This is a genomic window from Aeromonas sp. FDAARGOS 1402 (assembly GCF_019046925.1).
GTDB classification, from domain to species: Bacteria; Pseudomonadota; Gammaproteobacteria; order Enterobacterales; family Aeromonadaceae; genus Aeromonas; species Aeromonas caviae.
On the sequence record NZ_CP077201.1, the window covers coordinates 213,110 to 237,900 of the forward strand.

General features: G+C 64.1%; 18 protein-coding genes and 1 pseudogene. 7 read left to right on the plus strand and 12 right to left on the minus strand.

Features of this window, described 5'->3' with window-relative positions:
* Positions 1-15: 15 nt before the first annotated feature.
* A pseudogene (locus tag I6L32_RS00975) lies at positions 16-1,949 on the minus strand (cation:proton antiporter).
* A 187-nt stretch (positions 1,950-2,136) separates the two neighbouring features.
* Here I6L32_RS00975 and I6L32_RS00980 point away from each other — a divergent pair.
* Complete coding sequence (locus tag I6L32_RS00980; protein ID WP_102948811.1) at positions 2,137-3,063, plus strand: GGDEF domain-containing protein; 927 nt, start codon at positions 2,137-2,139, stop codon at positions 3,061-3,063.
* A 42-nt stretch (positions 3,064-3,105) separates the two neighbouring features.
* Here the strand turns inward: I6L32_RS00980 and tilS are convergent, their stop codons facing one another.
* The gene (gene tilS, locus I6L32_RS00985; protein ID WP_216944523.1) at positions 3,106-4,440 is read right to left on the minus strand and encodes a tRNA lysidine(34) synthetase TilS; all 1,335 of its coding nucleotides are present in this window, start codon (positions 4,438-4,440) and stop codon (positions 3,106-3,108) included.
* 129 nt (positions 4,441-4,569) lie between these two features.
* Between tilS and I6L32_RS00990 the strand changes: the two genes are divergently transcribed.
* The 4 genes from I6L32_RS00990 (at position 4,570) to I6L32_RS01005 (ending at position 9,836) form a co-directional block, all read left to right on the plus strand.
* Positions 4,570-6,600, plus strand: a complete 2,031-nt coding sequence (locus tag I6L32_RS00990) for a M13 family metallopeptidase (protein WP_216944524.1) — start codon at positions 4,570-4,572, stop codon at positions 6,598-6,600.
* Between the two features lie 112 nt (positions 6,601-6,712).
* Positions 6,713-7,150, plus strand: a complete 438-nt coding sequence (locus tag I6L32_RS00995; protein ID WP_201894463.1) for a PliI family lysozyme inhibitor of I-type lysozyme — start codon at positions 6,713-6,715, stop codon at positions 7,148-7,150.
* A gap of 349 nt (positions 7,151-7,499) precedes the next feature.
* The gene (locus tag I6L32_RS01000) at positions 7,500-9,227 is read left to right on the plus strand and encodes an ABC-F family ATP-binding cassette domain-containing protein (protein WP_216944525.1); all 1,728 of its coding nucleotides are present in this window, start codon (positions 7,500-7,502) and stop codon (positions 9,225-9,227) included.
* A 72-nt stretch (positions 9,228-9,299) separates the two neighbouring features.
* Positions 9,300-9,836, plus strand: coding sequence for a GNAT family N-acetyltransferase (locus tag I6L32_RS01005; protein ID WP_216944526.1), 537 nt, complete (start codon positions 9,300-9,302; stop codon positions 9,834-9,836).
* A 43-nt stretch (positions 9,837-9,879) separates the two neighbouring features.
* Here I6L32_RS01005 and yjeH read toward each other — a convergent pair whose 3' ends face one another.
* A complete protein-coding gene (yjeH, locus tag I6L32_RS01010) occupies positions 9,880-11,160 on the minus strand; it encodes an L-methionine/branched-chain amino acid transporter (RefSeq protein WP_216944527.1) in 1,281 nt (426 codons plus the stop codon).
* 125 nt (positions 11,161-11,285) lie between these two features.
* Entirely contained in the window at positions 11,286-12,578 is a 1,293-nt protein-coding gene (locus I6L32_RS01015; protein ID WP_216944528.1) for an HAAAP family serine/threonine permease, read from the minus strand.
* A gap of 496 nt (positions 12,579-13,074) precedes the next feature.
* On the opposite strand from I6L32_RS01015, the gene I6L32_RS01020 reads away from it, so the two are divergent.
* Both I6L32_RS01020 and I6L32_RS01025 read left to right on the plus strand, forming a co-directional pair.
* A complete protein-coding gene (locus I6L32_RS01020) occupies positions 13,075-13,980 on the plus strand; it encodes a LysR family transcriptional regulator (protein ID WP_216945097.1) in 906 nt (301 codons plus the stop codon).
* A gap of 106 nt (positions 13,981-14,086) precedes the next feature.
* Positions 14,087-15,478: an MATE family efflux transporter gene (locus I6L32_RS01025; RefSeq protein ID WP_216944529.1), complete on the plus strand. Its 1,392-nt coding sequence runs from the start codon at positions 14,087-14,089 to the stop codon at positions 15,476-15,478.
* An 82-nt stretch (positions 15,479-15,560) separates the two neighbouring features.
* On the opposite strand, the gene accA is transcribed toward I6L32_RS01025, so the two are convergent.
* From accA to I6L32_RS01065, 8 genes are all read right to left on the minus strand, one after another.
* Positions 15,561-16,511, minus strand: a complete 951-nt coding sequence (gene accA / locus I6L32_RS01030) for an acetyl-CoA carboxylase carboxyl transferase subunit alpha (RefSeq protein ID WP_010673419.1) — start codon at positions 16,509-16,511, stop codon at positions 15,561-15,563.
* Positions 16,512-16,527: 16 nt separating this feature from the next.
* Positions 16,528-20,007, minus strand: a complete 3,480-nt coding sequence (dnaE, locus tag I6L32_RS01035; protein ID WP_041211337.1) for a DNA polymerase III subunit alpha — start codon at positions 20,005-20,007, stop codon at positions 16,528-16,530.
* 53 nt (positions 20,008-20,060) lie between these two features.
* Positions 20,061-20,651: a ribonuclease HII gene (gene rnhB, locus I6L32_RS01040; RefSeq protein WP_039039433.1), complete on the minus strand. Its 591-nt coding sequence runs from the start codon at positions 20,649-20,651 to the stop codon at positions 20,061-20,063.
* Between the two features lie 78 nt (positions 20,652-20,729).
* Positions 20,730-21,869 carry a lipid-A-disaccharide synthase gene (gene lpxB, locus I6L32_RS01045; protein WP_010673416.1) on the minus strand — a complete coding sequence of 380 codons (1,140 nt, stop codon included), beginning with the start codon at positions 21,867-21,869 and terminating at the stop codon, positions 20,730-20,732.
* Positions 21,862-22,653, minus strand: coding sequence for an acyl-ACP--UDP-N-acetylglucosamine O-acyltransferase (gene lpxA, locus I6L32_RS01050; protein ID WP_010673415.1), 792 nt, complete (start codon positions 22,651-22,653; stop codon positions 21,862-21,864). The genes lpxB and lpxA overlap by 8 nt, the downstream gene beginning before the upstream one ends.
* A 2-nt stretch (positions 22,654-22,655) precedes the next feature.
* Positions 22,656-23,078 (minus strand): 3-hydroxyacyl-ACP dehydratase FabZ, encoded by a 423-nt coding sequence (gene fabZ / locus I6L32_RS01055; protein WP_223302594.1) that lies wholly within the window; start codon positions 23,076-23,078, stop codon positions 22,656-22,658.
* A 63-nt stretch (positions 23,079-23,141) separates the two neighbouring features.
* Positions 23,142-24,161 carry a UDP-3-O-(3-hydroxymyristoyl)glucosamine N-acyltransferase gene (gene lpxD, locus I6L32_RS01060; protein WP_039039449.1) on the minus strand — a complete coding sequence of 340 codons (1,020 nt, stop codon included), beginning with the start codon at positions 24,159-24,161 and terminating at the stop codon, positions 23,142-23,144.
* A 3-nt stretch (positions 24,162-24,164) separates the two neighbouring features.
* Positions 24,165-24,677, minus strand: coding sequence for an OmpH family outer membrane protein (locus I6L32_RS01065; protein WP_029313943.1), 513 nt, complete (start codon positions 24,675-24,677; stop codon positions 24,165-24,167).
* Positions 24,678-24,791 lie beyond the last annotated feature (114 nt).

Sequence of the window (24,791 nt, forward strand, 5' to 3'; positions counted from 1 at the left end):
CATGGCAAGGAGATCCTAGCGTCCCTCCAGCAGGCGCTGCTCGGCCTGTTCCATGGCCACGGCCGTGCCGAAGAGCACCAGGGTATCTCCCGCCGCCAGCACCAGCTCGCGCCTGGGATCCAGGCTGCGCTCCCCGCGATGAATCGCCTTGATGCGCACCTCTCCCAGGGCGAGATCCCGTACCCTGTGTCCCACCGCCCAGGCCTGGTCGTGCAGCAGCACGGGATGCAGCCGCTCGAGCTGTTGATCCGTCTCCAGATTGCCCGCACTCTTGCCGCCCCAGTAGAAACCGTGCAGAAAGCGATACTGGCTGCTGCGCTCGTGCTCCATGCGCCGGATCACCCGGCCGATGGGAATGTCGCAGTTGAGCAGCAGGTGGGAGACCAGCATCAGGGCTCCCTCCTGGGATTCGGGGATCACCTCGAAGGCGCCGGCCTGCTTGTAGTGTTCAAGGAAGCTGTCATCCCGGGTACGCACCAGCACCTTGATCTCCCCCGCCAGCTCCCGGATCAGCGTCAGCATGGCATCGACCCGCTTTTGATCGTCGAAGGTGATGATCACCAGCCGCGCCCGCAGCAGACCGGCCGCCAGCAGGATGTCGCGCCGGCTGGCATCGCCGAACGCCACCTGCTCCCCCGCCAGCTTGGCCTCGCTCACCCGCTCGGGATCGAGATCCAGGGCCAGGAAGGGGATCTCTTCGAGCTTGAGAAAGCGGGCACAGGTTTGGCCGGTGCGTCCGAACCCGGCGATGATGACGTGCTGGTGTTTGCTCAGGCCCGACTGGGCCACCTCGGCGCGAGAGAGCAGGGCACTGTCGGTGAGGGAGTGGACAAGCCCCAGCACCCGCAACACCAGCCAGGGGGTGAGGGCGATGGAGATGACACCGATGCCGATGAGCAGAGAGACTAGCTGGTGATCCAGCAAGCCGTGATGACTCGCCAGCGCCAGCAGCACAAAACCGAACTCCCCGACCTGGCTCAACATGATGCCCGCGGCCATGGCGTCGCGCTTGCGCTCCCCCATCAGGCGGCCCGCCAGCAATATCAACAGCGACTTGCACAGGATGAGCCCCGTCACACAGGCCAGCACCTGCCACCAGGCGTCCGCCACCAGCGCCCAGTCCATGGTCATGCCGATGGTAATGAAGAAGAGCCCCATCAACACGTCGCGAAACGGCTTGATGTCCACTTCGAGCTGATGACGATAGTGGGACTCCCCCAGCATCATGCCCGCCAGGAAGGCACCGAGCGCCATGGAGAGCCCCATCCACTGGGTCAGGGAGGCCGCCAGCAATGCCACCAGCAGGGCACTCAGTACGAAGAGTTCGTCTGAACGTGCGCGCGCCACCTCGAAAAACAGCATGGGCAGCAGCCACTTCCCCACCGCCAGCAGCACGGAGAGCGCAAACAACCCCTTGAGGGAGGCCCAGGCGACCTCCGCCAGCAGGGCGCTGTCCTGCACCTCGGGCTGGGCCAGGATGGGGATCATCACCAGCAGGGGCACCACGGCAAGATCCTGGAACAGCAGCACGCTCACCCCGAGCTGGGCTCGCCGGGTATGGAACTGCTTGATCACCACGGCGGTGGAGGAGAGCGCCAGGGTGCCTGACACCACCAGCGCCTGGGCCAGGCTCAGCCCCCACCACCAGCCGAGCCCGAAAAACAGCAGTGAGGTGAGCAGCACCTGCAGGCTGCCGACCCCAGCACCAGCTTGCGCATGGCGAGCAGACGCGGCAGGGAGAACTCGAGCCCGAGGGAGAACATCAGGAACACGATGCCAAGCTCTCCTATGGTCTGCATCATGGCCTGACCCGTGACGATGGCCACGCCATGGGGGCCGAGCAGCATGCCGGCAAACAGATAGGCAAGGATCACCGGCTGGCCGAGGCGCCGGAAAATGGCCACCAGCACAACGGCGAAGATCAGCAGGATCAACACATCGGTGTACACCCATCCCTCTCCTTCATCTGCCCGGCACTCTCTTCCCTGCAAGCACAGCGCCCGCTCCCCATATGGCACGCCACTCGCTCAGCGGCAGGGATTTCCCCTCCCGTTTCATCCCGTTAAGCCTAGCCAGCCCCCTTGTTTTTCATCGGACATATTTTAGGCACAGGGCTTGCAAGAGCCTGCGCAATGAATGGAGAGGTGTAAGGGCTGTAACGTGGAAAACACATCGTCATTGAACGGCTTCGGACATGGCATAGAGCAGTGGGTACAGCAGATGGAGCGGCTTGCGCCGTTGACCGGGCAGGACCGCTTTCAGCAGATAGAGCAGTTGCTGGGGCAACGGGATCTTGACGCCCTGCTGGCAATCTTTGCCGAGCGGGTGGCAAACATTGTCCGGATCCACTCGCTCCAGTTCGACTGTGGCCAGCCCCATCCCCTCATCTCGCACCCGCCTCAGGCCAGGCTGACCCTGCATGCCTATCGCTTCGAGCTGCGGGGACGACACGAGCAGTTGCTCGGCCAGTTGCACTACGAGCTGGAGCACCCCCTGAGCGACGGCCAGAGGCGGTTGCTTGAGCAATATCATCAGCTGTTCAGCCTCCCCCTGCCCCTCTATCTGCGGCTGGATCGGCTGGAACAGCAGGTGCGGCTCGACCACCTGACCGGGCTTGGCAATCGCGCCTACTTCGACGAGGCCATCGGCCGGGCGGTGGAGCAACACAGCCGGGAACCCCACGGCCTGGTGCTGGTGCTGCTGGATCTCGACAGATTCAAGCAGGTCAATGACACCTGGGGCCACCCGGTGGGCGACCTGGTGCTAAGCCGCTTCGCCCAGTTGCTGCAGGGGTGCATTCGCGGGACGGATCAGGCGTTTCGCCTCGGCGGGGACGAGTTTGCCCTGCTGCTGCAACCCGCGGACCCCGAGGCCTGGCGCCCGGTCTGGCTGCGGTTGCAACATGTGCTCCACAGCCACAAGGAGCTCAGCGCCTTCTCGGTGGGGTGCAGCCTGGGAGCCGCCAGCTGGCAGTCTGGCATGGATGTGCAGCGCCTCTACGAGACGGCCGATACCCATCTCTACGCCCGCAAGAAAGCCGGGGGCTCCGGCCTGCCCGAATAGGGCATCCCCCTTCCCCTCCCGGCCCCCTGTCACTCTGCGATGTCAATCCGCATCCTGGGGGACGGGGGGCCGCCACTCCCACGCCACCCCCTCTTCTGGCGCCAGAAATCCGTCGCAGACAAAGAGCCCGGCCACCAGTGCCACCTGTTCACCGTAGTAGAGGATGGGAATGCGCCCCCGCTGCCAGGAGGGCACCCCGTACTCTTGCAGCAGCTTCTTGAGCCGCCGGCTGCCCACCCGCCCCACCGGTTTCAGCATGACGCCGGGGGCGACCTGAAAACGCACCGAGAGCGGCTCGTCCCCCCTCGGTGTCCGCAACCCTTCACCATCCGTTCTCCAGAGCCTGAACTGCCCGAGCCCGTCCGGCAGGGTGAGCGTCTCTTCCATCCGGATGGGCAGCACCTCCTCGCGGGGGGCGAGATCCGGCGCCACCAGGTACAGACGCCCCTGATAGCGGCGACACGCCAGCCCTTGCAGGCTCAGCCTGGGGTTGGCGTCATCGCGCGCCAGCGCCACCTCCTGCCACAGCAGGCCCAGCAGCTCGCGGGAGGGCATCTCCCCCCCCTGGCGGCGGATCCAGTGGCGCAGCAGGTTGTTACGCCGCACGGGGGAGAGTGAGAGGAGTCCGTCAATGCGCAGCCCTTCTCCCTCACCCACCGCCTGCCAGTCCGCCTCGGCCAGCTCGCCGATGAGCGCCTCCTGCTCGGCGCACAGGGCCATGGTGCGCGCCGTCGTCCGGGCCATGGCGGGCCAGCGGTCCTTGAGCAGGGGAATGATCTGCTGGCGCAGGAAGTTGCGGTCATAGCTCGGGTCCTCGTTGCTCTCATCCTCAACCCAGCCATAAGGAAGTGACTGCGCGGCTTGCGCCAGCTCGGCCCGGCTCATGTCGAGCAAGGGGCGCAACAGATGGCCTGCGGCAAAAGGCTGGCTCGCCACCATGCCCGCCAGCCCGCGCAGACCGGCACCCCGCTTGAGCGCCAGCAGCAGGGTCTCCAGCTGATCGTCCTGATGGTGAGCTGTGAGCAGCCACTCCCCTTCCCCCAGGTGGGCGGCGAGTCGCTCATAACGCGCCGCCCGCGCTTGGGCCTCCAGGCTCTCCCCGTTGCCTCGACAGAGCTGCACCCGCTCCACGATGAGGGGCACCGCCAGTTGCCGGCACACCCCTTCGCAGTGAGTCACCCAGTCGTCGGCATGTGGGCTCAGGCCGTGATGAACGTGCAGGGCGTTCAGGGCGAGGCCGTGGGCGCGGGCAAAACGGGCCGCCAGCACCAGCAAGACGGTGGAGTCGAGCCCGCCGCTGAAAGCCACCAGCAGACCGCGGGAACCTTCCGGCGCGGGCAGGGTCTGACAAAAACGAGAATAAATACGAGAAATCATAGGCTTCCCCAATACGACCAGGCCGATCTTAGCAGAGTCGGGCTTATCAAGCGCTAACCCGGCTGCTAGAGTGAATCGCTCCCTGCGTGGGCAAGGAAGCCATATAACCCGAATTGGAATAAAACCATAATGAACAACAAGAAACACATCCTGGCCACCCTCGTCGGGCTGGCCCTGCTGGCCGGTTGCAGTCAGGCACCGAGCCAACCGGACAAACACTCCGGCCTTGCGCTGGCCAACATGGACACCAGCGTCAAGCCTGGTGACGACTTCTTCCGCTACGTGAACGGCCACTGGCTCGCCACGGCCAAGATCCCCGATGACAGGCCCGCCGACGGCGCCTTCTACCTGCTGCGGGACAAATCCCTGGCGGACGTGCGAGTGCTGGTGGAGGGGCTGGATGGCAAGGCCGCCACCGGCACCCCGGCCCAGCAGATCCACGACCTCTACCAGAGCTATCTGGATCAGGCGACCCGCAACGCCAAGGGCACCACTCCCCTGCTGCCGATGCTGAGCGAGATAGAGCAGATCAGCACGCCGCAGGATCTCGCCCGCGCCTTCGCCCAGAGCGCCCGCACCGGTGGCGGCTCCCCCTTCGGTTTCTGGATAGACGCCGACGCCAAGGCCCCTGACAGCTATGCCGTCTACCTCTACCAGGCCGGCCTCGGCCTGCCGGATCGGGACTACTACCTCAAGCGCGACCCCAACAGCCAGGCGCTGCTGCACAAGTACGAGCAACACATCGCCGCCATGCTGACCCGCTTCGGTGAGACGGATGCCCAGGCCAAGGCGAAACGCATCCTGGCCCTCGAGACCAGGCTCGCCCAGATCCAGTGGGACAACGTGGCCCTGCGGGACAGAGAGAAGAACTACAACAAGGGACCGGTGAGCGAGCTGGGGCGCCTCGCCCCCGCCATCGACTGGGACGCCTACCTGGCCCAGGCCGGCCTTGCGGGGCAGCAGAGCCTGGTCATCGGCCAGCCCACCTATCTCTCGGCCCTGAACGAGGTGATGCAGCAGACCCCGGTCGCTGACTGGCAGGCCTACCTCAAGTGGCAGCTCATCACCGATTACGCCCCCTACCTCGACAGCCAGACCGATGCCCAGAATTTTGCCTTCTTCGGCACCGCCCTGAGCGGCACGCCCAAGCAGCGCGCCCCCTGGGAGCGGGCCCTCGGGGTGCTGGACAACAATCTTGGGGAGGCGGTGGGCAAGCTCTATGTCGAGCGCTACTTCCCGCCAGCGGCCAAGGCCCGTATGGAGCAGCTGGTGGAGAACCTGCGCACCGCCTACGGCCAGAGCATCCAGGAGCTGGACTGGATGTCCCCGGCCACCAAGACCCAGGCCCTCGAGAAGCTCGCCAAGTTCAGACCCAAGATAGGCTACCCGGACAAGTGGAAGGACTACAGCGCCATCACCATTCGCCCCGACGATCTGGTGGGCAACCTGCAGCGGGCCCGCGCCTTCGAATACGCCGACAACCTGGCGCGCCTCGGCAAGCCGGTCGATCGGGACGAGTGGCACATGTCGCCCCAGACTGTGAACGCCTACTACAACCCGAGCAACAACGAGATCGTCTTCCCGGCCGCCATTTTGCAGCCCCCCTTCTTCGACATGACGGCGGACGATGCGGTCAACTACGGCGCCATCGGCGGGGTGATCGGCCACGAGATGGGCCACGGTTTTGATGATCAGGGGGCCAAATCCGACGGTGACGGCGTGATGCGCGACTGGTGGACGCCGGCGGATCTCAAGGAGTTTCGCTTTCGCACCAGCCGGCTGGTGGCCCAGTACAACCGCTTCGAGCCCATCAAGGGCCAGTACGTCAACGGCCAGTTTACCCTGGGGGAGAACATCGGCGATCTCGGCGGCCTCACCATCGCCCACAAGGCCTACCTGCTCTCCCTGGATGGCAAGGAGGCCCCGGTGCTGGACGGTTTTACCGGCGAGCAGCGCTTCTTCCTCGGCTGGGCCCAGGTGTGGAAGGGCATGTATCGCCCCGAACTGATGCAGATGCTGCTCGCCTCGGATCCCCACTCGCCGCCGGAATACCGGGTCAACGGCGTGGTACCGAACATCCCCGCCTTCTACGAGGCATTCAAGATCCAGCCCGGCGACAAGCTCTATCTGGACCCGGCCAAACGGGTCAAGATATGGTGATGACAACCCGGGCAGGGGGCGGCCGACCAGCGGCCCCCTGCCCGCTTCCGACGTGGCAGGGAAGCGTCCCCTGCCCGTCACAGACACACAAGCAGCAACAAGGGTCCTCTCCATGAAAGCCTTATTCCTTACTCTCGGCCTGCTCAGCCTGCCCCTCGCCAGCCAGGCGGCGGACGGCTTCTTCAAACAGCTGACACTTCCCTCCGGCCAGGTGGTGACCGTCAGCGAAGGGCGCGGCGAGCCTGCCTCCACCGGCAGCTACGACGTGCGCCTCTACTCCGGTGCCAACCCCCAGTTTCCGCTGGATCAGTTCATCGACGGCAAGGTGCTGCCGCGCGATGGCAGCATCAAGGAAATCAAGCTGCTGGATCTCAACGGCGACAAGCAGCCTGAAGTCATCGTCGTGGTGGAGAGCGCCGGCAGCGGCAGCTACCTGAGCGCCGACGCCCTCACCATCAATCCCCAGGAGGGGCTGGAGAGCTTCAACCACGTGGAGGGACTGGCCCCCAGTGACGATGTGATTGAGGCCCTCAAGACCCCCCGCGACTGACCCCCCACGCCCCGTATCACGGGGCGTTTTTTACCCCGCACCTCCCGATGCGGTGCCCACGGCCCCCCACAGGGCGGATGGACGCCTGTTTTTTTCTGTGCCTATAATCGCCGCACCCTGCCATAACGAAACACAAGGAGGTAAAAAATGGTTATCCAAGCGTGTCCGATGTTCTCGGCTCGCCTGTTCGGCACATTCAAGTGCTCTTGCCTGCATACCATCGCGCTGCGATAGCGGGTTCGAGCAAAGCCGACTCCCTTCCATACCGAGACCTTTCTCGACTCTGCCGTTGTCGCCAGCGCTCCTGATGACAGGGATTTCCCATCCCGCGATTTAAGAGAGCAAGAGCATGACAACCCTGATGAGTACCCATTCCCTGCAGATGAGTGCGGGGCATCTTCCCTTATTTGACCATCTCGAACTCGGCATTCGCGCAGGCGACCGACTCGGCCTGATTGGCGCCAACGGCTGCGGCAAGAGCACATTGCTCGCGCTGCTGGCGGGCGAGCGCACGCCCCAGGCCGGCCGGGTCGTGCAGGCCGCCGCCTGCCGCTGCGAGTTCGTGGCCCAGCAACTGCCCGCCGAGCTTTCCACCCTCAGCACCCGCGCCGTGCTGCTGGATGCCCTGGGCAACGACCCCGCCGCCGAATGGCAGGTGGACAAGCTGCTGGCCGAACTGCAGCTGGAGGCTCAGGCCACGTTGCCGGTCAGTGCACTGAGCGTGGGCCAGCACAGCCGGCTGCAGATAGGCCGCGCCCTGCTGCGCCAACCCAACCTGCTGCTGCTCGATGAGCCCAGCAACCACCTGGACTTGCCCGCCTTGCTCTGGCTCGAGCAGTTTCTGCTGGGCTGGCGCGGCGCCTTCGTGCTGGTTTCCCACGACGCTCGCCTGCTGGACAGCGTCACGGCTCAGACCCTGATCCTGCGAGACGGCCAGTTGCACCGCTTCGCCCTGCCCTGCAGCCAGGCCAGGGCGGCGCTGGCTGCCGAGGATGAGCAGGCCCGCCTGCGCCGGGCGGACGAGCAAAAGGAGATAGACCGCCTGAGCGCCAGCAGCAAGCGCCTCGCCATCTGGGGGCGCGAATATGACAACGAGAAGCTGGTGCGCCAGGCCAAGTCCATGGAAAAGCGCATCGCCCGCCTGCAGGAGGAGCAGAGCCAGGTGGCGGCGCTGGCCCCCTGGCGGCTCGAGCTGCGCGGAGTGAGCCTGCCTGCCGACACCCTGCTGCGACTGGAAGCCCTCGACGTATCGCCGGCACCGGCACTGCCGCCGCTGCTGCGTGCCGAGGGGCTCTGGCTGCGAGCGGGGGACAGGGTTGCCCTGCTCGGTGCCAACGGCACCGGCAAGTCCTCCCTGCTGCGCCAGTGCTGGCGCGAACTGACTGACCTGAGTCCGCAGGCGGGCTGGTACTGCCACCCCGGCGCCAGCATCGCCTATTACGATCAGTCCCTGCAGCAGCTCGCTGACGACGCCACCCTGAGCGACGCGCTGTACCCCCTGGCCCCTCTGCCTGAGGTGACGCGGCGACAGGCGCTGATCCGGGCGGGCTTCCCCTATGCCCGCCACGGCCAGCAGGTGCACACCCTGAGCGGGGGCGAGCGGGCACGGTTGCTGTTCCTCGCCCTGTCCCTCGGCAGCCACCACATGCTCTGGCTCGACGAACCCACCAACCACCTGGATCTGGCGGGCAAGGAGGAGCTGGCCGAGGCGATTGCCGCCTTCCCGGGGGGCGTGCTGCTGGTCTCCCACGACCGGGAGCTGATCGAGCGCAGTTGCAACCGCTTCTGGCTGATACAGGACGGGCGCATCCAGGAGGCTCACAGTGCCGAGCGGGCCTATGCCGAGCTGCTGGGCGATGCCCCCTTGCCGCAGGCGGGCAGCCCGGCTCGATCAGGTGACCCGCAGACCGCGGCCGCCACGGGGGATGACGAAGAGGCGCTGCTGGCGCGCTGGTATGAGCTCGATGCCCTGCTCGCCGCCGATCTGGCCCGCAAGCCCAGGCACCAGACCCCGCGCCTGCAGCAGCAGTGGCGTGACGAGCTGGCGCGCCTTGCCGAGCGCCTCGGCTTTGCCTGACGCCAGCCCGGCTCATCCATCTCTTGTTACGCAACACACGCGGCCAGCCACGGCTGGCCGCAAGGAGTCATCATGACATCAGCACCACCCCACATCAGGCTGGATCCCGTCACCGACACCGACCTGCCTCACATCTATCGCGGCCTCTCCGATCCCCGGGTCGTCGCCTACTACGGCGTCAGCTACGACAGCCTGGCGGCATGCCGGGCACAGATGGATTGGTATGCCGAGCTGACCCGCACCGGCCGTGGCGCCTGGCACCTCATTCGCGACCGGCACACGGGCGAACCGCTGGGGGCCATCGGCTACAACGATGCCGACCCGACTCACCGGTGTGCTGAGCTGGGCTACTGGCTCTATCCCGAACACTGGGGCAAGGGGGTAATGAGCGCGGCGCTGCAACTCTGGCTACCGCTCACTTACCGCACCACCGACCTGCACCGGCTTATGGCGGTGGTGGAGGAGCCCAACCGCCCCTCCGCCCGCCTGCTGGAGCGGGCCGGTTTTCACTACGAGGGCACGGCGCGGGAGTGCGAGCGCAAGGGGGATGGCTTCATCTCCCTGCGCCACTACGCCATCTTGCGCAGCGACCTGCCCGCCAGCCTGTGACCCGCAACAACAAGCCCCGCGCTGCGGGGCTTTTTTTCGGGAGTTACTTGATGGCGCAGACACCCTCATCGGACGCCGAGCGGCGGCGTCTGCGCCGCCACAGGGAGAAGCCGCCATACCCCAGGCTCAGCACGACGGCATAGAGCACCTGGGTGGCGAGGGCCAGCAGCACCAGGGCACAGAGCAGCACGCTGAGGCCCGCCAGCCCCTTGCTGGTCCCCGACAGCAAGCGCCAGCCGGCCGCCATGCAGAGCAGATAGACCAGCACGAAGTTGCCGTTGGCGTAGCGGATCAGCGCATCGAGGGGCAGACGCAGCCAGAGGATCAGGGTGATGGAGACGAAACAGATAGCGAGCACCCAGGCAAGGGCATGCAGGGGAGCGCCCCGGGCCGAGAGGCGAGAGAGGGAGACCGGCAGTTTGCCCTCCCGCGCCATGCTCCAGATAAGGCGCGCAAAACCTTGCAGGTAGATGTTGATGCTGGCGAAGCAGGAGAGATAGCCCAGCACCGCCACCAGCCACTTGGCGGTGGGGCTGAACAGCAGGGAGAGCAGGGCCGGAATGGCGGTGGCATTGGTCGCCTCGTCCCCGTAGAGGTCATATTTGAGCACCACCAGCGAGTGAACCCAGTAGATGAGCCCCGCCAGCAGCACGCCCCCCAGCAGGGCAAGGGGGTAGTCCCGCTCTGGCCGCTTGAACTCCTCCCCCATGTGAGCGAAGGCCTCGAGCCCCACGAAACACCAGAACATCACCGCCAGCGCCGAGCCCATGGCGGGCCATTCGCTCGCCGTTGGCAGAGGCTGGGCGGCATCGCGCCAGCTGAGATCCCCCTTGACCCAGATAAGCAGGGTGAGCCCCAGGATGGCCAGGGCGATCAGCAGTTGCAGGTTGCCGGAGGAGCGCGCTCCCCGCAGCCCCAGCAGAAAGACCCCGAGCAGGGTGAGCAGCTGGATGCCCCAGAGGGTCCACTCCCCCATGTCGAACAGGGCGTGCCAGAAACCGGCGGCGATGGTGAGGGCGGCAGGCAGGCCCACCGGCAGCACCGCCAGAAACAGGAAAGCGGAGAAGCGCTCGGCGCCGTTGCCAAAGGCCAGGCCAATCAGATGGGGGGCGCCACCCGCGTGGGGATAACGCCGCCCGAGGCGGGCGAAGGTAAAGGCGATGGGCAGCACCAGGGCAATCAGCAGCAACCAGGCCCACAGCGACGCCCCTCCCGCCAGCGAGGCGGCGGTGGCCGGTACCACGAAGATCCCGGTACCGAGCAGGGAGGTGGCGAGCAGCCCCATCCCCTGCCAGAGCCCGAGATCCTTTTTCAACCCAGACATATCCTGTTGTCCCGTCTAGAAAAACATCCCGCCATGTTAGGCCGCCACCACCGCTTTGTTAAGCATTTGTGCCCATAAAAAAACCGCCCCGGGGGGCGGCTTTCTCACAGGGATGAACGCTGTCATCAGGCAATCAGCTTGTAGATGATGCCGGACATGGCGATGAGGCCGATGAGGGTGACGAAGCCGTTGCTGAGGTTGCCGGCATATTTGCGCATGGCCGGTACCTTGGCGATGGCGTACATCGGCATCAGGAAGAGCAGCATGGCGATGATGGGGCCGCCCAGATCTTCAATCATGCCGAGGATGCTCGGGTTGATGGTGGCCACGGCCCAGGTGGTCAGGATCATGAAGACCGCGGTCACCTTGTTCAGCTGCTTGACGTCGACGTTCTTGCCCTTCTCGCGCAGGGACTTGGCCATCAGGCCGTTCATGCCCTCTTGCGCACCCAGGTAGTGACCCAGGAAGGACTTGCTGATGGCAACCATGGCGATGAGCGGTGCCACGGTGGCGATCACCGGGTTGTCGAAGTGGTTGGCCAGGTAGGAGAGGATGGAGATGTTCTGCTCCTTGGCCGCCGCCAGGTCAGCCGGGGAGAGGCTCAGCACGCAGCTGAACACGAAGAACATCACCGTCATCACCATCATGACGTGGGCGCCCAGCAGGATGTTGCTGCACTTCTTCTCGGCGTTGGCGCCGTAGCGGCCTTTGTTGTCCACCGCGAAGGAGGAGATGATCGGGGAGTGGTTGAAGGAGAACACCATCACCGGGATGGCCAGCCACAGGGTCTTGATGAAGTCGCCGTTGAAGGCCTCGCCCAGCGCCGGGGCTTCGGTGATGATGGCACCGTTCCAGTGCGGGATCAGGTAGAGCGCCAGGCCCATCAGGGTGATCACGAACGGGAAGACCAGCACGCTCATCGCCTTGACGATGACCTGGCCGCCCAGGCGAACGATCGCCATCAGACCCAGGATCAGCACCAGGGAGAGGATGGCACGGGGAGGTGCCGTCATGCCCAGCTGGTGCACCATCAGGCTCTCGACGGTGTTGGTGATGGCCACGGAGTACATCAGCAGGATGGGGTAGATGGCGAAGAAGTAGAGCAGGGTGATGAACTTGCCTGCGGTCTTGCCGAAGTGCTCTTCCACCACCTCGGTGATGTCGCCGTCACGGGTGGAGCCGGACAGCACGAAGCGGGTCAGGCCACGGTGGGCGAAGAAGGTCAGCGGCAGGGCCAGGATCAGCATGGCGGCCAGCGGCCACAGGCCACCGACACCGGCATTGATCGGCAGGAAGAGGACACCGGCGCCGATGGCGGTACCGTACAGACCCAGCATCCAGACCACGTCGGCCTTGTTGATGCCACGGGAGGAGGCTTTGCTCAAGCTGCCTTCAACTGCAATGTTCATGTCAGACATAGGGGTGTTCCTGTCATCAAGGAAAGTGGGATCTTAACTTGTCAGTGGGCCTGGGCCCGGTTCCTTTCCCTGGAACTCCAGCTATTCGTCCTGTTTGTTCCTCCGCCCCGGCCATCCGGCCGCCACTCCCTGTGGCAACCTGATTGCAACAAACACCGGCGGGGAGTCGTAATACAGAGGGGATCGTGCTCGCTCGTTAACAACGGGATAACGCTCACCTCATCCGATGAGATGACTCTAGTTAAAAGGCCCTATTAATCACAGCGTTTTTTTGAATTAATCAACCAAAGTTTGATTGGAATCGCCTTTCCGTCGCTTCAGATCACACTTGAATCGCCATATTGCGATTTTTTTTTAACATATAAACTTTTTAGTGTGATCCACCTCACCCTTGAAACGCGCAACAATTTTGTCACAACCCCCTCATTGCCCCCCGATTGTCTCCCGTCGCCCCATGGCGTACCCTTTGTTTCCGCCCCTTTTCTGCGTACCGACCATGACCCTCTCCCGCACCGATCTCGCCGAGCTGGCCGTGTTTGCCGCCGTCGCCCGTCACCGCAGTTTCAGCAAGGCCGCCCTCGAGCTCGGGGTCTCCGCCTCGGCCCTGAGTCATGCCCTCAAAGGGCTGGAGAGTCGCCTGGCCGTCAGGCTGCTCAATCGCAGCACCCGGGCCGTGGTGCCGACCGAGGCGGGCGAACGGCTGCTGGCCCAGGTGCTGCCAACCCTGGGGCAACTGGAGGCGGCGCTGGCGGAGCTGACGCGCCACGCGGGCGAACCCGTGGGCAGACTCAGGCTCTGTGCCCCGCGAGCCGCCATCCAGGAGGTGCTGGCCCCGGTGCTCATCGACTATCTGGTGCGCTACCCGCGCATGCAGGTGGAGGTGGAGGAGCTGGAGCTGATGCCCCGCCTCATCGAGGATGGCTACGACGCCGCCCTCTTCTACGGCGACCTGCTGCCCCAGGAGATGATCTCGGTTCCCCTGGGCCCGCAGCAGCGCTATCTGGTGGTGGGCTCCCCCGACTATCTGGCACGGCGTGGCACCCCTAGCCACCCCTCGGATCTGCGCCAGCACGACTGCATCGGTTATCGGCTCACGCCCCATCACCACTATCGCTGGGCCTTTGCCGCCGAGGGGGAACTGCTTGAGATCGAAGTGACGGGCCCGCTCACCACCAGCACGCCCGCGCTCTACCTGGGGGCGGCCGAGGCGGGGCTCGGGCTCGCCTACTGCCATGAAGGGGAGGTGTTCGACGCCCTGGCATCGGGGCGGCTGGTGAGCGTGCTGGATGACTGGAGCCCCAGCTTTGCCGGGTTCAACCTCTTCTATCCGGGCCGGCACCAGCTGGGGCAAGGGCTGCGAGCCCTGATCGACATGCTGAAGGAGTATCACAGGATCCGCTGATTGATGAAATCCATTCAGCAATTCATCAAATGAAAGCCTGATTATCAATTAAACCATAAGAAACTAGACTATCTGCTCGATTCCGGCCCTTTTCCCGAGTACAGATATGTCCGCCTACTTCCGCCTGCGTCAACGGGCCATGGCCCGCCGTTTCTGGGGCTATGCCCTCCCCTCCGTCATGGCCATGCTGGTCTCCGGCGCCTACTACCTGGTGGACGGCATCTTCGTCGGCCACTACGTGGGGGCCGCCGGCCTTGCCGGCATCAACCTGGTCTATCCGGTCATCATGGTGCTCATCGGCCTTGCCGCCATGATCGCCATGGGGGCCGCCACCGCCATCTCCTTCCAGCAGGGCGCCAGGAACCTCGCTCTGGCCCGCCAGGCTCTGGTCAGCGCCCTCTGGCTGCTGCTGATCCTGGGCACGGTAGCGCCGCTGCTGCTGCACCACTGGCACACCGATATCCTACAGGCCCTGGGAATGGCCCCCGGCACCGACACCTGGCAGCAGGCCAGCGACTACCTCACCTGGATTGGCGGTGGCACTCTGCTGCTCGCCAGCAACCTGGCGGTGCCCTACCTGCTTCGCAACGACGGCCGCCCTCGCCTCGCCATGGTACTGGTGAGCGGCGGCGCCCTCCTCAACATCCTGCTCAACTACATCATGGTGGGCCGGCTCGGGCTCGGCCTCACCGGCACGGCCCAGGCCACCCTCCTCTCGGAGGCCATGGTCAGCCTGCTCGGCCTGGGGTACTTCTTCACCCGCCACGCCCGGTTGCGGCTGACCTGGTGCCAGCTGGTGCCCCGCTTCCCGGCCATGCCCGGCCTGCTCTTCACCGGGCTGCCGAGCCTCATCGCCCAGTTCAATCTGGGGCTGCTGTTGCTGCTGCACAACAGCCAGCTGATGGTGCACGGCACGGTCAAGGATCTGGCGGGCTTCACCGTGGCGGGATACACGGAGGCGGTCTTCATCGTCATCCTGCAGGGACTGGCGTTTGGCATCCAGCCTCTGGTGAGCCAGGCAGCCGGGGCCGGCCGCCATCGCGACCTCCAGTTCCTGATGGCGATGGGGCTCAAGATCACCCTGGTCTATGGCCTGGGGGTCTGGCTGATTGTCCAGCTGCTGCCGCAGCCGGTCGCCATGCTCTACACCGGGGATCAGGACGCAGAGCTGCTCGCCGCCGCCATCAGCAGCCTGACCCTCAACCTCGCTGCCCTGCCCCTGGAGGGGATCGTCATGTTCGGCATCGTGCTGTTGCAGGCCATGGCCCGCACCCGCCAGGCCCTCGTCATCTCCGTGGCCAAGACGGTGCTGCTGCTGCCCCTCATCTTCCTGCTGCCCCTCTGGTGGGGGCGCGACGGGGTCTTGATGGCACAGCCCGCCACCGTGCTGCTGCTGACGCCCCCCCTGTGCTGGCTGCTGTGGCGGGAGTGGCGGGCCCTGAGCCCTGCCGGAGGGCGTGCTTCCGCCCCCATGCACCGGGCGCTGACCGTCCCCTGAGGCCCGCCCCCGGCGTCCCCCCACAAACGTCGCCCATAAAAAAAGTCCCCGCATGCGGGGACTTTTTATTGGAAGCGGCAGATCAGCAGTAGCCGTAACCCAGCAGACGCTGGTAGCGCTGCTCCAGCAGTTGCTCGCTGTCGAGGGGGCGCAGGGCATCCAGATCCTGCTTGATGCGCGCTTTCAGGTGCTTGGCCATCTTCTCCACGTCGCGGTGGGCACCGCCGAGAGGCTCCTCGACGATGTTGTCGATGAGCTTCAGCTCCTTCAGGCGCTGGGCGGTGATGCCCATGGCATCCGCCGCCACCGAGGCCTTCTCGGCGCTCTTCCAGAGGATGGAGGCGCACCCTTCCGGGGAGATGACGGAGTAGGTGGAGTACTGCAGCATGTTGACCCGATCGCCCACGCCGATGGCGAGCGCGCCGCCGGAGCCGCCTTCACCGATCACGGTGCAGACCACCGGTACGGTCAGGCCGGCCATGACTTTCAGGTTGCGGGCGATGGCTTCGGACTGGCCACGCTCCTCGGCACCCACGCCGGGGTAGGCACCCGGGGTGTCGATGAAGGTGATGATCGGCATCTTGAAGCGCTCGGCCATCTCCATCAGGCGCAGGGCCTTGCGGTACCCTTCCGGGCGCGGCATGCCGAAGTTGCGCTTGATCTTCTCCTTGGTCTCGCGACCCTTCTGGTGACCGATGATCATCACGGGCTCGCCGTCGAGACGGGCGATGCCGCCGACGATGGCCTTGTCATCGGCATAGGCGCGATCCCCGGCCAGCTCGTCGAAATCGGTGAAGATCTGCTCGATGTAGTCGAGGGTATAGGGGCGCTGGGGATGACGTGCCATCTGGGATACCTGCCAGGCCCCCAGATCGCCGAAGATCTTCTTGGTCAGCTCTTCGTTTTTCTTCTCCAGCCGGCGAATGTCTTCGCTGAGATCCACGGCACTGTTGTGCTCGCTCACATGGCGCAGTTCATCGATCTGTGCCTGCAACTCGGCGATCGGCTGTTCAAAATCCAGAAAAAGACTCATAGGGACAATAGATCCTCTAATCAAAAACCAATTCAACCCGCTCTCGTCCAAGCAGGACTCGCAAGTCATCTATCAGTTGATCGGTGGGCGTCACCCGCCACTCGGTACCGAGCGTCAATCGCACCCGGGAACCGGGGCGACGATAGTTTACCTGAACCGGACAGACTCCGGCACGGGCGGGCTCCAAAATCTCGCACAAACGCGGGAAAAAGCGCTCGTCAATGCGTTGTTCATCGAGGGAGATGCGGATTGCCCTGGCAAAACGCTCCCTCGCATCGTTGATATCCAGCAACTCGCGGGCCGACATTTTAAGGCCACCGGAGAAGTCATCAAAGCTGACCTGTCCAGAAACCACTAAAATACGGTCTTTTTGCATCAATTCTTCGTATTTTTCCAGCGCTTCACTGAAAAGGGTCACATCCAGACGGCCGGATCTGTCGTCCAGGGTGAAGATCCCCATCTTGTTGCCGCGCTTGGTCACCATGCTGCGCGCCGCGATCACCAACCCCGCCGCCGTGGTCACCGTATCCCGGGAGGTGGGATGCAGATCGCACAGTCGGCCCGAGGTGTAGCGCCGCAGCTCGCTGCTGTACTGGTTGATGGGGTGACCGGTGAGGTAGAGCCCGAGGGTCTCGCGCTCCCCTTCCAGCCACACCTTGTCGGGCCAGTGCGGCACGTTGGCGAACGCCTTCTTGACGTCGTCGATCTCTTCGGTGAGCACACCAAACATGTCGACCTGCCCCACCGCCTGGGCCTTGGCGTGCTGCTCGGCGGCGCGCATCGCCTCCTCCAGGGTCGCCATCAGGGCGGCGCGGTGGGGGCCGAGCCTGTCCATGGCGCCGGAGAGGATGAGCTTCTCCATCACCCGTTTGTTGAGCTTCTTGATGTCGACCCGGTTGCAGAAGTCGAACAGGTCGCGGAACGGACCGTCCCGATCCCGCGCCTCCAGGATCGCCTCGATGGGCCCTTCCCCTACTCCCTTCACCGCGCCGATGCCGTAGACGATGTGGCCGTCCTCGTTGACGCTGAAGCGGTAGCGACCGGTGTTGACGTCCGGCGGGATCACGGTCAGCCCCATGCGCTGACACTCGTCCACCAGGGTCACTATCTTGTCGGTGTTGTCCATGTCCGCGGTCATCACCGCCGCCATGAACTCCGCCGGGAAATGGGTCTTGAGCCAGAGGGTCTGGTAGGAGACCAGCGCATAGGCAGCGGAGTGGGACTTGTTGAAGCCGTAGCCCGCAAACTTCTCCACCAGATCGAAGATCTTCATCGCCAGTTCGCCGTCGACGCCGTTCTTGACCGCCCCCTCCTCGAAGCCCGCCCGCTGCTTGGCCATCTCTTCGGGTTTTTTCTTGCCCATGGCCCGGCGCAGCATGTCCGCGCCACCCAGGGTATACCCCGCCAGGGTCTGGGCGATCTGCATCACCTGCTCCTGGTAGAGGATGATGCCGTAGGTGGGCTCGAGTATGGGTTTGAGGCTCTCGTGCTGCCACTTCTCGTCCGGGTAGGAGATGGCCTCCTTGCCGTGCTTGCGCTCGATGAAGTTGTCCACCATGCCCGACTGGAGCGGGCCCGGACGGAACAGGGCCACCAGCGCGATCATGTCTTCGAAGCAGTCGGGCTGCAGCCGCTTGATGAGGTCCTTCATGCCGCGGGATTCGAGCTGGAACACCGCCGTGGTCTCGAAACGCTGCAAGAGGGCGAACGACTTCTTGTCGTCGATGGGGATGGCGGCGATGTCCACCGGCGGCTTGCCCTCTTTGGCAAGACGGGGGTTTATCATGCCAAGGGCCCAGTCGATGATGGTGAGGGTGCGCAGCCCCAGGAAGTCGAACTTCACCAGCCCGGCATACTCCACGTCGTTCTTGTCGAACTGGGTGACCGGGTGATGCCCCTCGTCGTCGCAATAGAGCGGCGCGAAGTCGGTGATCTTGGTAGGTGCGATCACCACGCCACCAGCGTGCTTGCCGGCGTTGCGCACCACCCCTTCCAGGCGGCGGGCCATGTCGATGAGGTCCTTGACCTCCTCGTCCTGCTCGTAGAGCTCCGGCAACTTGGGCTCGGCTTCGAACGCCTTGGCGAGGGTCATGCCGGGGTCGGGCGGGATCAGCTTGGAGATGCGATCGACAAAGCCGTAGGCGTGGCCCAGCACCCGCCCGACGTCCCGCACCACCGCCTTGGCCGCCATGCTGCCGAAGGTGATGATCTGGGATACCGCCTCCCGACCGTACATCTCGGAGACGTGATCGATCACCTCGTCGCGTCTGTCCATGCAGAAGTCGACGTCGAAGTCGGGCATGGAGACCCGCTCGGGGTTCAGGAAACGTTCGAACAGCAGGTCAAATTCCAGCGGATCGAGATCGGTGATCTTGAGGGCATAGGCCACAAGCGACCCCGCCCCCGAGCCCCGGCCCGGACCGACGGGGATACCGTTGTCCTTGGACCACTGGATAAACTCCATCACGATGAGGAAGTAACCCGGGAAGCCCATCTGGTTGATCACTTTGAGCTCGATGTCGAGACGCTCGTCATACTCGGGACGACGCTCGGCCCGCACCGCCGGATCCGGAAACAGGAAGGCCAGCCGCTCCTCCAGCCCTTCCTTCGACTTCATGACCAGGAAGTCCTCGGTGGTCATGTCGCCGGTGGGGAAGTTGGGTAGGAAGTATTCACCGAGGCGCACCGTCACGTTGCAGCGCTTGGCGATCTCCACCGTGTTTTCCAGGGCTTCCGGGATGTCGGCAAACAGCTCCGCCATCTCCTCCTGACTGCGCAGGTACTGCTGGGGGCTGTAGCGGCGCGGTCGGCGCTTGTCCATCAGGGTGTAGCCGTCGTGGATGGCGACCCGGATCTCGTGGGCGTCGAAGTCATCGGCGGTGAGGAACACCACCTCGTTGGTGGCCACGACCGGCAGTTCGAACTCGGTGGCAATGGCCACCGCCATGTGCAGGTAGACCTCCTCGTCAGGGCGGCCGGTACGCAGCAGCTCCAGGTAGTAGGCATCCGGGAAGTGGGTCTGGTAGAAGGCGAGGCAATGCTCCACCATCTGGCGGTTGCCCTTGAGCAGGAACTTGCCCACATCCCCCTCGCGCCCGCCGGAGAGGACGATCACCCCCTTGGCATGTTCGCCAAGCCAGGCCTTGTCGATGACGGGGCGCCCCTGCACATGACCGCGCTGATAGCCGCGGGAGATGAGCAGGGTGATGTTCTGGTAGCCGTCGTTGTCCATGGCGAGCAGGGTGAGGCGAAACTGCTCGTCCCCAAGCTCGTCGCTCTGCACCCAGAAATCCGCCCCGACCAGGGGCTTGATCCCCTTGCCGTGGGCAGAGCCGTAGAAGCGCACCAGGCCGCACATGTTCATCTGGTCCGTCAGGGCCAGGGCCGGCATGTTGTTGGCGGCGGCAGCGGAGACGATGGGACCGATCTTCTGCAGGCCGTCGACCATGGAGAAGTCGGAGTGCACCCTCAGGTGGATGAAACGGGGATCAGCCATGGTCACGCCCTCTCATTGCGCAAGCAGAAATCGTTCAGACAGATCGGCATCGGTTATTCGATCCCCAGGGCGCGGCGCACCGGCTTGAAGCTCTGCCGGTATTCGGGCAGCGGACCCCGTTCGGCCAGAATGGCGAGGTGCTCCGCCGTCGGGTAGCCCTTGTGGCGGGCGAAACCGTACTCGGGATGGCGGCTGTCCAGCTCGGTCATCTCGGCGTCCCGGGTCACCTTGGCGAGGATGGAGGCGGCGCTGATGGCGGCCACCAGGCTGTCACCCTTGACCACGGCGCGGGCCTCCATCGGCAATCTGGGGCAGCGGTTGCCGTCGATGAAGACCAGCTCGGGCGTCACCTTGAGCCCCGCCACGGCGCGCTGCATCGCCAGCATGGTGGCGTGCAGGATGTTGAGCTCGTCGATTTCCGCCGGGCTGGCGCGGCCGATGGCATAGGCCAGCGCCTTCTCTTTGATCTCGCCAAACAGGGCGAGCCGCTTCTTCTCGGAGAGCTTCTTGGAATCGGCGAGGCCAAGGATGGGATTGGCAGGATCCAGGATCACCGCGGCGGTGACCACGTCACCCACCAGGGGGCCGCGACCCACCTCGTCCACCCCGGCAATCAGCTTGTCTTCGGGAATATCGATCGTCATCTCATAGCCTTGAATCAAAACCGGCCCCGCAGGGCCAGTATCAGCACAACATCACGCCTGACACACAGGCAGAGCCCACTAGCGTTCCAGCAGCGCGGCAACCGCTTCCGCTGCCTGCACATCCGCATTGCAGCGGATCTTCTCGTGCAACCGGGTGAAGGTGGTGATGAGCTCGCTGTTGTCATGGTCCAGCAGCTTGCTCACCTCTTCCACCAGGTTGGCCGGGGTGCACTCGTGCTGGATGAGCTCGGGCACCAGCATCTTGTCCGCCAGCAGGTTCGGCAGGGAGACATAATCCGTCTTCACCAGCCACTGGGCCAGCAAATAGCTGAAGGGTTTGAGCTTGTAACCGACCACCATGGGCTTTTTCACCAGCATGGCCTCGAGGGCTGCGGTGCCGGAGGCGAGCATCACCACGTCGGCGGCAATCATGGCCTCGCGGCCCTGGCCGTCCAGCAGCACCATGTCGAGCTCCGGGGCCACCTCGGCCTTGATGGCGAGGAACTGCTCGCGCCGTTTCTGGTTGACCAGAGGCACGATGAAACCGAGATCCGGGTTGTGCACCGTCAGGTGCTTGCACGCCTCGAGGAAGACCGGCGCCATGAAGCCCACTTCCGCCGTGCGACTCCCCGGCAGTACCGCCAGCCAGCGACGGGCGGGATCGATGCCGAGGGCCTCGCGCACCGCCCCTTGATCCGGGACCAGCGGAATGTCGTCCGCCATGGTATGGCCGACGAAACGACAGGGGGCATCGAAACGGTCGTAGAAGGCTTTCTCGAACGGCAGGAAGGCGAGCACCATGTCGGTGGCGGCCTTGATCTTGTGAATGCGGCCCTGACGCCAGGCCCAGACGGAGGGGCTGACATAGTGGACCGTCTTGATACCGGCGCGGCGCAGTTTCAGCTCCACCCCGATATTGAAATCCGGTGCATCCACACCGACGAAGATGTCGGGGGGATTGGCGATGAAGTGGCGCAGCAGTTCGCGGCGTACCTGGAGGATGCGGGGCAGACGGCCCAGCACCTCGGTGATGCCCATGACGGAGAGCTCCTCCATCTCGAACAGCGCCTTCACGCCGAGAGCCTGCATCCGCGGCCCGGCGATCCCTTCGAACTGCGCATCCGGGTAGCGGGCTTGCAGTTCGCGCACCAGCCCTGCGGCCAGGATGTCGCCGGAGGTCTCTCCGGCGACGATGCCGATGCGAATGGGATCAGGCACGGATGATCCCGCGCTCGTTGTCCTTGAGGAAATCCACATAGAGCTGGATGGCCGGTTCGCTTTGGGCCATCTCGCTCAGCACGGGCAACACCTCTTCAATGGTCTTGCCGGAGCGGAAGATCTCCTTGTAGGCGCGCTTGACGGCAGAGATCGCCTCGGCGCTGAAGCCACGACGACGCAGGCCTTCGGAGTTGACCCCGAACGGCTTGGCGTAGTTGCCGGCGGCCATCACGTAGGGCGGCACGTCCTTGTTCAGGGCAGCGCAGCCGCCGACGAAGGCGTGGGAGCCGACGCGGCCGAACTGGTGAATGGCAGACAGACCGCCGAAGATCACGAAGTCACCGATGTGCACATGGCCCGCCAGGGTGGCGTTGTTGGCGAAGATGCAGTTGTCACCGATGATGCAGTCGTGGGCCACGTGAACGTTGACCATGAACAGGTTGCCGCTACCCACCTTGGTCAGGCTCTGGTCCTGGGTGGTACCGCGGTGCACGGTGCAGTTCTCGCGAAACACGTTGTTGTCGCCGATCTCGAGGAAGGTGCGCTCGCCGGCGTACTTCTTGTCCTGGCAATCCTCACCGATGGAGGTGTGCTGGAAGATCTTGTTGCCGCGACCGATCTTGGTCGGGCCCTTGATCACCACGTGGGAGCTCACCCAGGTGTTGTCACCGATTTCCACCTCGGCACCGATGACGGTGAAGGGGCCGATTTCAACCCCTTTGCCGATGACGGCAGACTCATGGACGATGGCGGTGTCGTGGATGATGGCAGTCTGATCGATCACGGTTATACCTCGCGCTTGGCGCACATCAGTTCGGCAGTACAGACCACTTCACCGTCGACGGTGGCGACACCGGTGAACTTGGCGATGCCGCGACGCTCCTTCAGGAACTCCACATCCAGCACCAGCTGATCGCCGGGACCCACCGGGCGCTTGAAGCGAGCATTGTCGATGGAGGCAAAGTAATAGAGCTCGTTGGGGGACGGCTTGCCCACCATGGTGAAGGCCAGGATACCGGTGGCCTGAGCCATGGCTTCCAGGATCAGCACGCCGGGGAAGACCGGCTTGGCCGGGAAGTGGCCCTGGAAGATCGGCTCGTTGAACGAGACGTTCTTGATGGCGCGCAGGGTCTTGCGCTCATCGCTGATCTCGTAGTTTTCCACCTTGTCAACCATCAGGAACGGATAACGGTGGGGCAGCAGATCCATGATTTCCTGGATGCCCAGGCTCTTCTTTTCAGTAGTCAAAACAGTACCCTATACCAATCGTGATTATTCTTGATCCAGCTTTTTCTCAAGCTTGCTCAACCGCTTGTGCATCTCTTCGATACGCATCACCCGGGCAGCGGTCTTGCGCCACTCTTTATTGGTTTGCAGGGGGATGCCGGAAGAGTAGATACCGGGCTCGGTGATGGGACGCATCACCATGGCCATGCCGGTGACGGTGGCCTGGTCGCAGATCTCCATGTGCCCGTTAAAGACGGAGGCACCACCAATGATACAGTATTTGCCGACCTTGAGACTACCGGCCATCACGGTGGAGCCCGCCACGGCAGTGCCGTAGCCGATCTCGACGTTGTGGGCGATCTGGCACTGGTTGTCGATGATGACGTTGTCAGCGATGCGGGTATCTTCCAGCGCACCGCGGTCGATGGTGGTGCAGGCACCGATCTCGACCCGGTTGCCGATGGTCACGCCACCAAGCTGGGGGATCTTGATCCACTCGCCGCGCTCGTTGGCATAACCGAAACCGTCTGCCCCGATCACGGTGCCGGCCTGTACCAGACAGTCCGTGCCCAGGGTCACGTTGTGATAGAGGGTGACGTTGGCCCACAACCGGGAGCGCGCTCCCAGTCGGGTATCCTTGCCAACGAAACAGCCCGGGCCGATGCGCACATCGTCACCCAGCACGACGCCGGATTCGATCACCGCATTGGCACCGATGGCCACTCTCTCGCCCAGTTGCACGTCAGCCGCGATGACGGCGCTCGGATGGATATCCATGGCCGGCTGCGGGGTGGTGTCCAGCAGTTGGGCAACCCGTGCAAAGCCCACGTAGGGGTCCTTGAGCACCAGGGCGTTGGTGGGGCAAAACGGCAGGTCTGCCTCGGTGATGAGCACGGCAGTGGCCTTGCTCTGCTCCAGAAAATGCCGGTACTTCTTGTTGGACAGGAAGGCTATCTCCCCCTCCCCGGCTTTTTCCAGTGTCGCGACCTTGCGAATTTCCCGGGTCCCATCCCCATGGACCTCGGCCCCCAGTTGCTGGGCCAGCTGTGCGAGAGTGAATGCCATCAATTAGTTGCTCTTGCTAACCTGAGAAATAACCTGGCCGGAGATGTCCAGCTTGCTGGCTGCATACGGGGCGGCGTTGCGCTCCAGCACCAGATCGTAGCCATTGCTCTTGGCGATGGCGTCAATGGCAGCCTGCACCTTGGTCAGGATCTTGTTGCGCTCTTCGGACTGACGGCGACCGTTGTCCTGTTCAAACGCCTGACGCTTCTGGTTGAATTCCATCTGCAGCTTGGCCAGCTTCTCCTGGCTCTGCTTCTTCTGCTCGGCGCTCATGAAGGCTTCGTCCTTCTTGAACTTCTCGACCAGTGCCTGACCGTCAGACTCCAGCTTCTGCAGTTCACGCATGCGCGGCTCGAACTCACCCTTCAGCTTCTTGGCAACGGCTTCACGCTGGGGCAGCTTTTGGAAGACTTCGCCCATGTCGACCACGGCAATCTTGGTCTCAGCGAAGGCAGAACCCATGCCGGCAGCCATCAGTGCAAAGCTCAAACCAGCTACTTTCAACGCTTTATTCACACTTACTCCTTGGTCCCTCGGTCGAGGGCTACCTGATTTACCTGATTGTGCAAGCGATCCACGAGATCGTCTTGTTACCTGGTGAGGCGCGCAAATGCGCGACCCATCATGCTT

Bases quoted from the DNA above. Each gene is read 5' to 3' on its own strand.
- I6L32_RS00980 (WP_102948811.1), top strand. From the start codon at position 2,137: ATGGAGAGGTGTAAGGGCTGTAACGTGGAAAACACATCGTCATTGAAC.
- tilS (WP_216944523.1), bottom strand. From the start codon at position 4,440: ATGATTTCTCGTATTTATTCTCGTTTTTGTCAGACCCTGCCCGCGCCG.
- I6L32_RS00990 (WP_216944524.1), top strand. From the start codon at position 4,570: ATGAACAACAAGAAACACATCCTGGCCACCCTCGTCGGGCTGGCCCTG.
- I6L32_RS00995 (WP_201894463.1), top strand. From the start codon at position 6,713: ATGAAAGCCTTATTCCTTACTCTCGGCCTGCTCAGCCTGCCCCTCGCC.
- I6L32_RS01000 (WP_216944525.1), top strand. From the start codon at position 7,500: ATGACAACCCTGATGAGTACCCATTCCCTGCAGATGAGTGCGGGGCAT.
- I6L32_RS01005 (WP_216944526.1), top strand. From the start codon at position 9,300: ATGACATCAGCACCACCCCACATCAGGCTGGATCCCGTCACCGACACC.
- yjeH (WP_216944527.1), bottom strand. From the start codon at position 11,160: ATGTCTGGGTTGAAAAAGGATCTCGGGCTCTGGCAGGGGATGGGGCTG.
- I6L32_RS01015 (WP_216944528.1), bottom strand. From the start codon at position 12,578: ATGTCTGACATGAACATTGCAGTTGAAGGCAGCTTGAGCAAAGCCTCC.
- I6L32_RS01020 (WP_216945097.1), top strand. From the start codon at position 13,075: ATGACCCTCTCCCGCACCGATCTCGCCGAGCTGGCCGTGTTTGCCGCC.
- I6L32_RS01025 (WP_216944529.1), top strand. From the start codon at position 14,087: ATGTCCGCCTACTTCCGCCTGCGTCAACGGGCCATGGCCCGCCGTTTC.
- accA (WP_010673419.1), bottom strand. From the start codon at position 16,511: ATGAGTCTTTTTCTGGATTTTGAACAGCCGATCGCCGAGTTGCAGGCA.
- dnaE (WP_041211337.1), bottom strand. From the start codon at position 20,007: ATGGCTGATCCCCGTTTCATCCACCTGAGGGTGCACTCCGACTTCTCC.
- rnhB (WP_039039433.1), bottom strand. From the start codon at position 20,651: ATGACGATCGATATTCCCGAAGACAAGCTGATTGCCGGGGTGGACGAG.
- fabZ (WP_223302594.1), bottom strand. From the start codon at position 23,078: ATGGATCTGCTGCCCCACCGTTATCCGTTCCTGATGGTTGACAAGGTG.
- lpxD (WP_039039449.1), bottom strand. From the start codon at position 24,161: ATGGCATTCACTCTCGCACAGCTGGCCCAGCAACTGGGGGCCGAGGTC.